At 29.4% G+C, this 12409-nt stretch carries 15 protein-coding genes; 13 read left to right on the forward strand and 2 right to left on the reverse strand.

All coding sequences use genetic code 11. The features are described from left to right. The first annotated feature begins 283 nt into the window (after nucleotides 1-283). The gene (locus B3603_RS09000; protein WP_291563612.1) at nucleotides 284-2914 is read left to right on the forward strand and encodes a cell wall-binding repeat-containing protein; all 2631 of its coding nucleotides are present in this window, start codon (nucleotides 284-286) and stop codon (nucleotides 2912-2914) included. Between the two features lie 430 nt (nucleotides 2915-3344). After that, nucleotides 3345-4400 (forward strand): YifB family Mg chelatase-like AAA ATPase, encoded by a 1056-nt coding sequence (locus B3603_RS09005; RefSeq protein WP_291563614.1) that lies wholly within the window; start codon nucleotides 3345-3347, stop codon nucleotides 4398-4400. Here the strand turns inward: B3603_RS09005 and B3603_RS09010 are convergent. Both B3603_RS09010 and B3603_RS09015 read right to left on the reverse strand, forming a co-directional pair. Then, nucleotides 4366-5928: a recombinase family protein gene (locus B3603_RS09010; protein ID WP_291563616.1), complete on the reverse strand. Its 1563-nt coding sequence runs from the start codon at nucleotides 5926-5928 to the stop codon at nucleotides 4366-4368. The genes B3603_RS09005 and B3603_RS09010 overlap by 35 nt on opposite strands. Then, on the reverse strand, nucleotides 5928-6311 hold the full coding sequence (locus B3603_RS09015; protein WP_291563617.1) for a helix-turn-helix domain-containing protein: 384 nt from the start codon (nucleotides 6309-6311) through the stop codon (nucleotides 5928-5930). The genes B3603_RS09010 and B3603_RS09015 overlap by 1 nt, the downstream gene beginning before the upstream one ends. 282 nt (nucleotides 6312-6593) lie before the next feature. Between B3603_RS09015 and B3603_RS09020 the strand changes: the two genes are divergently transcribed. The 11 genes from B3603_RS09020 (at nucleotide 6594) to B3603_RS09070 (ending at nucleotide 12206) form a co-directional block, all read left to right on the forward strand. Then, on the forward strand, nucleotides 6594-6803 hold the full coding sequence (locus B3603_RS09020) for a helix-turn-helix domain-containing protein (protein ID WP_291563618.1): 210 nt from the start codon (nucleotides 6594-6596) through the stop codon (nucleotides 6801-6803). After that, nucleotides 6793-6948 carry a hypothetical protein gene (locus B3603_RS09025; RefSeq protein WP_291563620.1) on the forward strand — a complete coding sequence of 52 codons (156 nt, stop codon included), beginning with the start codon at nucleotides 6793-6795 and terminating at the stop codon, nucleotides 6946-6948. Before B3603_RS09020 ends, B3603_RS09025 begins: the two co-directional genes overlap by 11 nt. Before the next feature lie 165 nt (nucleotides 6949-7113). Next, nucleotides 7114-8097, forward strand: coding sequence for a hypothetical protein (locus B3603_RS09030; RefSeq protein ID WP_291563622.1), 984 nt, complete (start codon nucleotides 7114-7116; stop codon nucleotides 8095-8097). Next, nucleotides 8098-8496, forward strand: coding sequence for a hypothetical protein (locus B3603_RS09035; protein ID WP_291563624.1), 399 nt, complete (start codon nucleotides 8098-8100; stop codon nucleotides 8494-8496). It begins immediately after the preceding gene. Nucleotides 8497-8517: 21 nt separating this feature from the next. Then, the gene (locus B3603_RS09040; RefSeq protein WP_291563626.1) at nucleotides 8518-8841 is read left to right on the forward strand and encodes a hypothetical protein; all 324 of its coding nucleotides are present in this window, start codon (nucleotides 8518-8520) and stop codon (nucleotides 8839-8841) included. A gap of 72 nt (nucleotides 8842-8913) precedes the next feature. Continuing rightward, complete coding sequence (locus tag B3603_RS09045) at nucleotides 8914-9144, forward strand: hypothetical protein (RefSeq protein WP_291563629.1); 231 nt, start codon at nucleotides 8914-8916, stop codon at nucleotides 9142-9144. Nucleotides 9145-9146: 2 nt separating this feature from the next. Then, the gene (locus B3603_RS09050) at nucleotides 9147-9782 is read left to right on the forward strand and encodes an ERF family protein (RefSeq protein ID WP_291563632.1); all 636 of its coding nucleotides are present in this window, start codon (nucleotides 9147-9149) and stop codon (nucleotides 9780-9782) included. After that, on the forward strand, nucleotides 9783-10694 hold the full coding sequence (locus B3603_RS09055; protein ID WP_291563635.1) for a DUF1351 domain-containing protein: 912 nt from the start codon (nucleotides 9783-9785) through the stop codon (nucleotides 10692-10694). Between the two features lie 12 nt (nucleotides 10695-10706). After that, nucleotides 10707-11312: an HD domain-containing protein gene (locus B3603_RS09060; protein WP_291563638.1), complete on the forward strand. Its 606-nt coding sequence runs from the start codon at nucleotides 10707-10709 to the stop codon at nucleotides 11310-11312. A 12-nt stretch (nucleotides 11313-11324) separates the two neighbouring features. Next, on the forward strand, nucleotides 11325-11738 hold the full coding sequence (locus B3603_RS09065; protein ID WP_291563668.1) for a single-stranded DNA-binding protein: 414 nt from the start codon (nucleotides 11325-11327) through the stop codon (nucleotides 11736-11738). 18 nt (nucleotides 11739-11756) lie between these two features. Next, the gene (locus B3603_RS09070; protein WP_291563671.1) at nucleotides 11757-12206 is read left to right on the forward strand and encodes a sigma-70 family RNA polymerase sigma factor; all 450 of its coding nucleotides are present in this window, start codon (nucleotides 11757-11759) and stop codon (nucleotides 12204-12206) included. Nucleotides 12207-12409 lie beyond the last annotated feature (203 nt).

The following is a 12409-nucleotide window of genomic DNA, read 5'->3' on the forward strand; positions in this document are numbered from 1 at the left end:
GATTTTTAACTAGCAATACAATTGCTAGTTTTTTCATTATAAGAAGTTACTACGTAACTTCAAAAAAAGAATTAATTTTAAATTTCTCAGCTTCTGCTGAGAAATATCCACAATTGTCCATTGTCAATTTTCCATTCTCCATTGTAAAAGTCTAAACTGTAAATTATTTAAAAATAATTTACAGTTTTTTTAGTTATTTTCAAGTATAATTTTAACATTAATTACCATATGTGTTAAAATTAAAATATATGAAAAATTTTAGTTGAATAGTGGGGGAGAGGCTGTGTTTAAAGGAAAAAGGTTAGCTATGATAATAGCGCTATCCTTAATATTATGTAGCAAGAAGGTTTATGGAAGATCTTTTGAAAAGCTTGAGAATATGGATAGATATGAATTATCTATCACTGTGGCAAAAGAGCTTTGGGATAATGCCTATAAGGGTGAAAAAACAGCAGTTTTAGCTTTAGAAAAGGATGAAAATTTAGTTGATTTACTTTCTATTTCTACTTTAGCCTATAAGAAAAAAGCTCCTATTATATTAATCAATAATGGGGAAAAAATTGAAGATGAGCTTATAGAAAAGTTAAAAATTAAGGGAGTTAATAAAGTTTATTTACCTTCTGGTGAAGGAATTTTAAAAGAGGAATTGGCATTTCAATTGAAAAGTCATGGAATAGATGTAATGAGGCTAGGGGGGATGAATAGAATTGAAACAAGTATTAATATTTCAAAGGAATTAGGAGAATATAAATCAGTAGCAGTTATAGGATATAACGGCTTGCCAGATTCTATTTCTTTAGGTCAAATTGCAGTAAGAGAAGAAACGGCTATTTTAGTTTCAGATAATAATGGGAATATAAAAGAGAATTTTTATTATGATAATAAAAATAATTATGTAGTTGGTGGGGAAAAGTTAGTTAGTAGTGAAAGTGAGAACAAGTTAAAAGCAAAACGGATATATGGAGAAAATAGGTATGAAACAAACTTAAAAGTAGTTGAACATTTTAAGGACAAGCTAAGTTTTAATAAGATATATATTTCTAATGGACAAGATAATCAATTAGCTCAAGCTCTAATAATAGGACAATTAGCTACTGTAGATAAAGCACCGTTAATTCTCTTGGATAAAGATAATGAGGCTAAAGCAGAGAAATTATTTAAAAATAGTATTAATAAATATACAGAAATAAACTTTTTTAATTATGAAAATAAGAATTTGTTTAAAGATATATTAAATAAGCATAATTCATTTGCAGATAGGAAAGAAGTGAACAATAAAGATGGACAAGATATTGGTCCAGTTAAGGATGATGAAAAAAGTATAGACAATAAAAATGAAGAAAAAGATAAAGAAATTGAAAAAGATAAATTAGAGAAGCTACCTTATAAAGGGTATAAAAAGATTAATGATAATGAAATTAATATAGAGTTTGATAGTGAAATAAAAATTAATAATAAAGAAAAAATTGAAGTAATAACAAAAAATAATAAAGAAATAAAAGAGTTAGCTATAGAAAAAGAAAACTTATTGATAAGTTTACAAGAACAAGGAGATTTTAGTGGAATAAGAATTAAAGATGAAGCTATAGCATCAAAGGATGGAGCAAAAGTCTATAAAGGAGTAGATGTGATTTTAGAAGACGATAATACACCAGAAGAAAATTTAATAGCACCTAAAATGTTAAATTATAAAGTTCACGATGGAGAAATTGCATTAGAATTTGATAGGGAAGTTGAAATAGATAAAAATATAAGTGAAGAAATTTGCATAGATGGAGAAGATATAATTATTCAGCAAGTTAAAGTTGAAGGTAAAATAGTTACAATAAATTCTAAAGGAGAAGTGAACTCTTTAACTATACCTAAAGGATTGATAAGATGTGGTAATTTAGCTTCAGAAGAAATAAAGATATGTATAGAAAATAAATATATTAGAAATCCTAGTATAACAGTAGTAGATAAAACTATTAAATTGAGTTTCTCTGAAGATATTGAGCTAAATACAAAGGACTCATTTTGGAAATATATATCATTAACTTTTAAAGAGAAAGAAGCAAGTAATGATATTATAGTAGACATTGTAAAAAATCAATTAGTTGTAATAGTAAAAACAGGTGGTATAGTTGAAAAAATTAATATTAAAGAAGGTTTTATAAAAGGTAAGAATTCTAATAAAATAAATAACAATATTGAAGAAAATGTTAAGGTTATAATTCCTTACAATGAAGTAAAGATAAGAAATAAGGAAGAATTTGAAAAGGCTATCAATAGTAAAGTGACACAAAAAATACATGTGGAAAACGATATTGAAGGCTTAGGAGAAATAATTTTGGACAGGCCTATGATAATTAGTGGCAATAGAAATAATCCTAAGATAGAACTAGAGAATTTGATAATTACCAATAAATCTGTAGTATTAAATCAAATCACTGTTAAGGGGACAAATAATGAAAAGCCTACTGTAAGTATAAATAACGTAGAAATGACTAAAAATGAAGGTATTATGTTCAATACTATTAAAATAGAAAGTAGTGGCACAGCATTAGAAATTAATAATTCAATAATAAGATTAAAACATGTAAATTTAGAGTATGAAGAAATTGGATTAATTATTAATAATTCTGATGTGCGTTTTTTAAGATATTCAGATGGAAACTATTTTTTAACTAAGAATACATTGGAGAATAATCGCAATCCTGCAATAATGATAAATAGAGATAAAAGATTTAATAATTATATCTTATTTTTAGCTGAAAAAACAATTCATGAAGGCATAAATAATAATCCAGTTATTATAATACATGCTTCTTCAACAATGGATATCTTAAATGGTAATATAGATAGCTACACTGAGCTGATAAAGGAAAATAATTTTGATGAAAAGAGAGAGTATAAAATACACTTAGTCAATTGANNATTGACAATTATGGTGGAAATTAATTCTTTGTGAATTAATTTCTTTGAATAGATTTTTGTAGCGGCGAACAGTGTTCGCCATTTTTTTATATTTAATATTATCAAGTTTTCCACTCAATTGGACAAATATGATTTGGAATATAATATATTTATCAATTTTGATATTAGGATAATATTTTGAAATATTATTTATTAAAATATTAACTATCTGTCCGACATCTAATAATGGAATGGATTTGGACCTTATGGCGAACACTGTTCGCCACTACAGTTAATTAATTCTAAATTTCTCAGCTATCGCTGAGAAATATCCACAATTGTGAATTTTGCATTGTGAATTGTGAATTGAGTAAAGTTGTCTATTGAATAAATAATTTAAGAGTGGATATAAATTACATATAAGATAGGGTTAAAGGAGGAGTATAGGAATGGCTTCAGTGGTTAATAGTTTTGCTATAAGCGGCGTTGATGGATATTTAGTAAATATAGAAACGGATGTTATAGGTGGGCCAGCATCCATAAATATTGTAGGTCTAGGTGATGCTGCAATTAAGGAAGCTAAGGAGAGACTTCAAGCATCAATTATAAATTCTAGATTTCATTTTCCTAATAAGAAAATTATTATAAATTTAGCTCCAGGAGATATTAAAAAAAGTGGTTCTCATTTTGATTTAGGTATGGCAATAGGATTAATAGTTCAAAGTAAACAGGTTACATTTCCCCACCTTGAAAGCTATGGATTCATTGGAGAACTTTCATTGAATGCAGATTTACGTCCTTGTAGTGGAGTATTGCCTATGGTTATGGAGGCAAAGAGAATAGGAATTAATAATATTATTTTACCTAAAGAAAATATAAGGGAAGCATCTTTAGTTAGTGATATAAATATATTTGGCTTTAATAAGCTTTCTGAAGTTGTTGATTTTCTTCAAGGGGTCAGCACTTATACAATGGAAGATTATAAAGATGAACATATTATAAGATCCGAAAGCATTCTAGATTTTAAAGAGGTAAAGGGACAAGATGATGTTATTGAGTACATAATTGCAGCGGCAGCAGGAGGACATAATATATTGATGTCAGGTACTCCAGGTTGTGGAAAGTCCATGATAGCAAAGCGATTTCCTACCATATTACCTACCCTTTCAGAAGAAGAAGCTTTAGAAGTTACGAAGATTTATAGTGTAGCAGGGCTTATAAAAAGCAAGGGAGACTTAATAAAAGAAAGACCTTTTAGATCACCACACCATAATGCTTCTACAAACTCTTTAATTGGTGGTGGGAATAATGCTATTCCTGGTGAAATATCTCTTGCTCATAATGGAGTTTTATTTCTAGATGAAATTGCGGAATTCAATAAGAAAACTTTAGAAGCATTAAGGCAACCTATGGAGGATAAAGTAGTTACCATATCGAGAGTTAAGTATACTCATACATATCCCGCTAGCTTTATGCTGGTTTCTGCCATGAATCCATGTCCGTGAAGGTTTCAAGTTTGATTAGGTTGTAAACTACACGGGTCTTAGGTAATCTTTCACCATTTTCTACAATAGTCTCCACTTCTATCCCTTTAACAAGTAACCTAATTAAATCATGTTTATCTTCAAAGCTTAAGTCGATTAATCGCTCAGCATATGATTTAAGTTTATTTGACATGCTGCTTATTAGTTCATCCTTATGTTTTACTTCGTTAAATCTATTATTAAAAGCTTCAATTAGATTTGAAATTTTTTCTTCCTCTTTTCTAATATCTTTTAGCTGCACTCCTAATTCATCTTCTGTTATTAGGCTTTTTCTAAAAAGAGTTAATATATTATTTTTTTCATTCTTTTTATCATTTAGGGATTTATTTAATTTATTTAAATCTTCTTCAATATCTGTATTATTGTCTTTACTATCATTTTCAATTGCATCTATATATTTACTATAATTTTTTAATATATCTAAGCAATCTCTCCAGATATCTTCTTCCAACAACTCTGCTTTAATATTTAAACTTTCACACTTCCCAAATATTTTAACAATGTCACCTCGTTTACCGCTGCAAGAATATACAGAACTGCTATTTTTATAACTTATACCATAAAAAGAGCGACCACAATGTTTGCATTTAATTAGTCCTTTTAGCAAGAAAAATCTTCTTTTAGTATTTCTTTTACACATTATCGTGTTTTCTTTTCTTTGTCTTTGTGCTTCTTCCCAAATTTCTTCTTTTATTATCGCGGGTACTTCTCTTAATATAGGTTCTTTTCTCCTAGTGGCACGTTTACCGTATAAATGTATCCCTTTATAGGTTGTACTGCTCAAAATTCTGATTATACTATTAGCTCTCCATTTTTCAGTAGGGTTTTTACGATGCCTATTGTTATATTTGGACATCGAACTGGTAGGAATATTTAAATTATTTAAGTATACAGCTATATCGCTAGAAGGCATTTTTTCTTCTATGTATAATGAGTATATTTTTTTTATAATTTGTGATTCCTTTGGGTCTATTTCTAAATAACCATCATCATTTACAATGTATCCGTATGGCACTATGCCGCCCATCCACTTACCCTTTTTTGCCGCTCTGCTAGCACCCATGTACATTCTATCCAGTATATTATTTCTTTCTAATTCTGCCATATTCAAATAGTTTATGAATTGGTATCTTCCTATCGGTGTATTTAGGTCGAATGGTTCAGTTACACTAATTATTTCAATGCCATATTCTCTTAATACCTCAACTGCTTGCAATCCAGTTAAAGTATCACGACCAAATCTATCGACTTTCCATACAAGTATAATATCAAATAATTTGTTTTTAGCATCTTCCACCAATGCACTACCATATGGTCTTTCATAGAGTGGTATAGTTCCAGTTATACCATCATCCAAATACGTATCATAAATTTCAAAATCTTCTTTAAAATCTATATAACTTTCAAGGATCTCCACTTGATTTTCTATTGTTTTTCTTTCTTTTTGTTCATCGGAGCTAACCCTACCATATAGGGCAACTTTTTTCATTAATTATCACCCTTTCCCCTTTGTGTTCTTATAGAATTTAAAGCTATATCAACAGCCATTTTAAGTTGATTTTTTTCATCTTTAGTCATTTCTATATCATCAAGAACTAGCTCATCTGAGCTTAGAATCAGATTTATAGTTTGTTCTATATCAGTAACTATATATTCTTTATTATCTTCTGTTGCTAATAATTCATCAATTGTCACTTCTAAGGCATTTGCTATCTTTTCTATTGAGATTGAGTTTAAACTTTGTCTCTTTCCGCTTTCTATTTCACTTATTGTAGCTCCTCCAACTCCAGCTTTTTTTGCTAATTTATATGCACTAAATCCTTTTTCTTCTCTAATTTTTTTTATATTTAAGCCTAAAATACTTGTACTCATATCGTTAACTCCTTTTAAAATTATTTCCGTTTACAGAAATAATTATATACATATTGTTGCCTAAAGTCAAAGGATTTATTGAAGAAAGTTCCGTTAGAAGAAAGAAAATGTTTAAATTACTTCCGAAAAAAGAAGAAAAAACAACAAAATATAGTAATATATGAAGTAAATAGAAGGTAATTTCCGTAAACGGTTAAATTTAGTTAAACTTTAAGTTTGAATGCTTCTGCAATCAGAATTATACTTAACTTGTACTTCCGAATACGGAAAGGTGGTGGAAAAATGAATTTGAAAGAATTGATTGAGGAAAAAGGAATGACAATGTACAGAGTTGCGAAGGAAGGGAATATAGGTCAGAGTACAGTGAACGAAATTGCAAATGGGAAAAGAGAGCATATTGAATTAGGCACTGCTGTTAAGATTGCAAAAGTTTTAAATGTAGACGTAGAAGAGATATATAAATGCATAGGGGGAAAGTTAAATGCAAATTAGAACAGAATTAGTTGATGGGAAAAAAAGAATAATTGTAATTAAAGAAGCTTCAGGAGTGGACAAGACTAAAGAGGCAGTACTAAGAGTAATGGGACCAGGATGGAGATATAAAGAAGGCTTCTTAGAGGGAGAAAAAGTTATATAAAAGTGATTTGCTAGACAAGCACTGGTAAAACAGCATATCCCATACCAGGCTGATAAAGGGAATGTGTAGGAACGGTATTGGAAAGAGTAAATAAATTTAAAAAAGAACATTCAATTTTAAATACATCCTATATTAAGGTGTATAAAACAAGAAGGAGGACAGAAATTGAATTTAAAAATAAATGAAGAATTTAAAAATCTAATTCCACCTTTAACAGAGGAAGAAAAAACAGGGCTAGAAAAAAGCATATTAATGTTTGGGTGCAGAGATAAATTAATTAGTTGGAATGATTTTATAATTGATGGTCACAACCGTTATGAAATCTGTATAAAAAATAACGTAAGTTTTGAAGTGCTTAAGATGGATTATGATTTTGAGAATGAAGAAGAAGTAAAACAATGGATTATTAAAAACCAGTTCGCAAGAAGAAATATAAGCAGTTATCAGAGGTCAATTTTAGCTTTACAGCTTAAAGAAAGTATTTCTAAAAAAGCTAAGGTAAATCAATCATTGGCAGGAGGTGATAAGAAAAGCGAAGGTGTGAAATCACTTTCACAGAAATCTGAGGAAGCGATAAAAGAGAATGAAGAATCAGTTTTGGAAACATTACCAAAAGCGATAAAAAATAAAGGAGAATCACTTTCGTCAACACTGGCAGAAACAGAAAATCAAAAAAGAAAAAGAGTAGAAGAACCTATAAATACTAGGGAAGAAATAGCTAAAATAGCAGGAGTATCAGGACGTACAATTAGCAAAGTAGAAACTATAGAAAAGGAAGCTCCAGAAGTAATTAAGGATGCAGCAAAGGAAAATTTTATAAGCATAAATAAAGCTTATAAAATTACTAAGGAAGTTAAGGACTTGGAGGAAGAAGAAAAGGAAAATAAGGCGGAGGAGCTATTAAACAAGCAGTATGAAGAAAAAGCAAAACAGATAGATAAGGAATCAAAAATAGCAGGTAAAATAGCTGATGCTATATTTGACATTCTAACATTAAAAGTAGATGAAGAAAGAATAGGTTATTATTTAGAGTACTCTCCCAAAGAGCCACTAGAGAAGCATATTAAAAGATGTGATGAAGCTATAGAAAAGTTAGAAGAAATTAAGAGTATCTTAAAAGATATGAATAAAATCAAGGTGGTGAAATAAGTGGCATTGGACAAAAGAATAAAAGAAAAAATTAATGAAATTATGGATAACAGACCTAACATTACAGTTGATGAACTCATGGAAATAGTAAAAGAATATGCACCAAAGCCAGACATAGAAAAGCTTATTAAACAAGAATATAGAAGAATGGCACAAAGAATAATAGCTTCTTATAGGGATGAAAAGGGAGTAAGGGAATGTTTTTCAGTTAAATCAGATACAGGAAATTTATATGTAAATATATCTAATACAAAAGATAAAGAAGACTTAAAGAAAGTGAGACAGCAGCTCTCTAAGAAGTACAGGGGATTAAATAATTCTTTAAGAAAAATTGACATAAGGGAGCAAATCCTGGATGGGCAGATAGCAATGGAGGATTTAATAGAGAATACAAATTAATTCTGAGAGGTGGTGATAACGTTGAAAAATTTATTACAGGATAGAGGAATAAATTTAACACCAGAGTTATCAGACATAATTATAAAAGATATTAAATTTAATAACATTGGCTTTAACAAAAAGACAACTTTAAAAGAATTTTTAGATATAGCAGAAAGATGTAATAAAACACTTAAAAAGTGTGTTCAGAAAGGCGGTGCATACATGGAAGATAAATATGTAAAAGCACTTGAAGAAGTTTTATGTAATTTAAGATTAATAGAGTCACCTAATCCAGATGATGATTATATAGATGATTCTATAAAAATAATACAGAATGTTTTAGAAATAAAAAAGATGGCCTAAGCCACCAAAAATAAAAATTTGTTAATTAGATTTTAGAATAAATTCAAAGAAAATGCAAATGGAGGAAATAGCATGAAGGAATTAAATATAAGTTCTGACAATGTAGTAATTGAGAGAGGTACAAACTCATTAAAAATAAATGGCAGAGGATTAGAAGATTTGATATGTGAGAAGCTTCCACAAGAAATGAATAATTATAAAGGATATTCAGCAGGCATAACATTAACCCTTAAAGTATACGGATTTGATCAAGACTTATTAATAACAACAACTTATCCAGTAGAAGAAAATAAGGAGGATTAAAAATGAGTGAAAATAAAGAAAAGAAATCAATGAATATATACCAAAAAAGGCAAGAGTGTATTGTCGGATTACAAAAATCAAAATTAAAAATGACTGGTAAAAATACGTACTCTCATTATGAATACTATGAATTAGGCGATTTCTTACCACAGCTCAACCAGCTTATGAAAGAAAATAACTTAGCAGCAGTGTTTAAATATACCAATGAACAGGCCACTTTAACGATAATAGATACAGATAAGACTGAAGATAAAATCGAGTTCTCGACCCCAATTGAACTGACACAGCTTAAGGGCTGCAATGGTATGCAAAACATAGGAGGAACACAAACATTTGCTAGAAGATATTTATACATTATGGCATTTGAAATTTCTGAACCAGACACATTAAATAATGCAGAAGTTGATGAAGAAGCGGAATTAAAACGTAAAAAGATAGATCCAGTTAAAGTTAAAATAATAAAGGATTTGATTGAGAAATCCAATACAGATGAAGCTAGCTTTTGCAAGTGGGCCAAAGTAAAAAAAGTAGAAGATATTACAAATGGTAATTTTAACACATGTATAGAAGTTTTAGATAAAGCAGTTAAAAAATATGAGAAAGAAAATAAAATAAGTGAAATTGATAGGGTGATTTAAATGAAAAAGATTGAATTAAATAAACAATTACCAGTTATAACAATGAATTTTGAAGAGGTAAAAAACTCATTAGCTGATACAGTAGAAAAATATAAAGGAATTATAGTTACTGAAGAAGGCTTACAGGATTGCAAGGCTACACAAAAAGAGCTTGCAGGATTAAGAATAAAAATTGATAATTACCGCAAAGAAATTAAGAAAGAAATGTCCAAGCCTATAAATGCCTTTGAGAATCAGTGTAAAGAACTAATAAATCTAATAGCAGATGCAGAAGAGCCTATAAAAAAAGGTATATTAGTTTTTGATAATGCTAGGAAAGATGAAAAAAGAAAAGTCGCATTAAGTATAATCTCAGAAGTCGCTAAAGAGCACCAATTAAACGAAAAGTATGTTAGTCAACTAAATGTACTAGATAAGTATATGAACCTTACAGCGAAGCCTAGTGACGTTAAAAAGGATGTAGAACAAAGGGTACTTATATTGTTACAAGAACAAAAGAGAGAGTTAGAAATGCTAGAGATTATCAAGGACACTATAGAAAATGCTAATAAAGATATTAAGACACATTTAAAACTAGAAGATTTTCAGAATTTAATAAATATGAATATACCTACTAATAAAATTATCCAAGAAATAAATAAGAGAGCTGAAATAATTAGAGAAGCGGAGAAACCAAAACCAATTGAAATTCCAAAAGTTGAGAACGAAGTTAAACAAGAACCAGCAAATCAACAAGTATCTATACCTATAAGTCCAGACAAAGAGGATCTAGTAAAAGAAAAACAAGAAGAACCATTATATTGTATAGAATTGCGTGTAGTTGGAACGAGAGAATATATAGCACAACTAGGTCAGTATTTAAAGGACAACAACTATAATTACACCAAATTAAAAGCCGGACTCGTTAAATAGCAGGAGGTAATTATGAAAGATATAAAAGAGGTAAAAGAAAGAATAATTAACTTGCTAAATAGTACAGAAAGAAAAGGTATAGATAGAGTAGTTAAGTACATGGAGGAGACAGATTTCTTTGTAGCTCCTGCAAGCACAAAGTACCACGGAAATTATGACGGTGGACTTGCAGAGCATAGCTTAAATGTGTATCAGTTATTTCAAGAAAAAAACAAGAAATTTGATTTAGGATTAAGTAACGATACAGTAACAATAGTTTCTTTGTTACATGACTTTTGTAAGATTAATTTTTATAACAAACAAGAGTGCTGGAGAAAAAATGATAAAAATAGATGGGAGAGCTACGAAGGATACAAAGTTATAGATGATTTTCCAATTGGACATGGAGAAAAGTCAGTAATAATGCTTCAAAACTTTATAAGGCTAACTAAAGAAGAAATGCTAATGATTAGGTGGCATATGGGAAATACGGAGCCTAAAGAACAGATGATGAATATAAGCAATACTTATAATCTAGTACCAGCAGCCGCAGCATTACACACATCAGATATGGAAGCAAGCTATTTATTAGAGGAACGTATCGAACCAGGACAAGAACAACTCAAATTTAAGGTTTAATGGAGGATATATATGAATAAAACAATACTTATAGGAAGACTAACAAAGGATCCAGAACTAAATTTTTTACCTAACAATGGGACCGCAGTAACAAAGTTTACATTAGCAGTTAATAGACCAAGACTTGATAAAAACAAGCCGCAGGAAGCTGATTTTATTCCATGTGTATGTTTTGGTAAAAGAGCTGAAGCTATAGCAAACTACGTTAGAAAAGGACACTTATTTAGCGTTACTGGAAGGCTACAAATAAATAAGTATGTCGATAGAGATGGCAACAACAGATGGAGTACGGATGTGTTGATAGAAGACTTCGAGTTCATACAAAGTAAGAATAGTAATGTAGCTACAGATAATATGAACACAACTCAAAATCAAGAGTATGAAGATTTAACACCGATTGATGATGGTGAAGATATTCCATTTTAGATTAAATGTGAGGTTACAATGAAAACAAAGCCAATTAAATTAAAAGATGGCATTAAGGATATGACAATAGAAGAAGTATATAAGCAGTTTGAAAAATTTATATATAAGGCTTGTCAATCATGGAGAAATACCTATTCTATAGATGATTTAGTACAAGTAGCTTTCATAGGTCTTAATAAGGCTTATGAAAGCTATGACATAAAAAAGGATGTGTTATTTCTAACATATGCAGCACTTATTATCAATAATGGACTTAAAATGTACAACAGAAAAGAGAGAAAACATCAAAACAATATAAGTATGAGTAACACTTTTAATGACGATGATAGCTTAGAATTAGGAGATATAATTCATGATGACACAGACTATGAAGAAGTTGCAATAAAGAATATTGAATGTGAGAAATTGAAGGCTGCAATACTAAAGCTAGATGATAGAGAAAGAAGGATTATAGAAGAAGTAAGCTAAAAAACAAGTAAAAGGAAATATAAATAAAACTATCATAGATAATAATCAAAAAATAGATGTTCCAAAGAAAATACTAGTTCCAGTATTATTTAGAGGAACTATAGGAGAATATGAAATTCAAGATAAAGAAGTCAGTATAAAATTCAGTGATAGCTCTTGTGTAACCCTAATGAAGAAAAACATATTAGGGTTAATTAGAGAAC

The organism is Clostridium sp. UBA2485 (assembly GCF_002341865.1).
Lineage (GTDB): Bacteria > Bacillota > Clostridia > Clostridiales > Clostridiaceae > Clostridium_J.

What these genes read in the sequence shown, in the direction of transcription:
- B3603_RS09005 (WP_291563614.1), top strand. Translation starts at nt 3,345, where the DNA reads ATGGCTTCAGTGGTTAATAGTTTTGCTATAAGCGGCGTTGATGGATAT.
- B3603_RS09010 (WP_291563616.1), bottom strand. Translation starts at nt 5,928, where the DNA reads ATGAAAAAAGTTGCCCTATATGGTAGGGTTAGCTCCGATGAACAAAAA.
- B3603_RS09015 (WP_291563617.1), bottom strand. Translation starts at nt 6,311, where the DNA reads ATGAGTACAAGTATTTTAGGCTTAAATATAAAAAAAATTAGAGAAGAA.
- B3603_RS09020 (WP_291563618.1), top strand. Translation starts at nt 6,594, where the DNA reads ATGAATTTGAAAGAATTGATTGAGGAAAAAGGAATGACAATGTACAGA.
- B3603_RS09025 (WP_291563620.1), top strand. Translation starts at nt 6,793, where the DNA reads ATGCAAATTAGAACAGAATTAGTTGATGGGAAAAAAAGAATAATTGTA.
- B3603_RS09045 (WP_291563629.1), top strand. Translation starts at nt 8,914, where the DNA reads ATGAAGGAATTAAATATAAGTTCTGACAATGTAGTAATTGAGAGAGGT.
- B3603_RS09050 (WP_291563632.1), top strand. Translation starts at nt 9,147, where the DNA reads ATGAGTGAAAATAAAGAAAAGAAATCAATGAATATATACCAAAAAAGG.
- B3603_RS09055 (WP_291563635.1), top strand. Translation starts at nt 9,783, where the DNA reads ATGAAAAAGATTGAATTAAATAAACAATTACCAGTTATAACAATGAAT.
- B3603_RS09060 (WP_291563638.1), top strand. Translation starts at nt 10,707, where the DNA reads ATGAAAGATATAAAAGAGGTAAAAGAAAGAATAATTAACTTGCTAAAT.
- B3603_RS09065 (WP_291563668.1), top strand. Translation starts at nt 11,325, where the DNA reads ATGAATAAAACAATACTTATAGGAAGACTAACAAAGGATCCAGAACTA.
- B3603_RS09070 (WP_291563671.1), top strand. Translation starts at nt 11,757, where the DNA reads ATGAAAACAAAGCCAATTAAATTAAAAGATGGCATTAAGGATATGACA.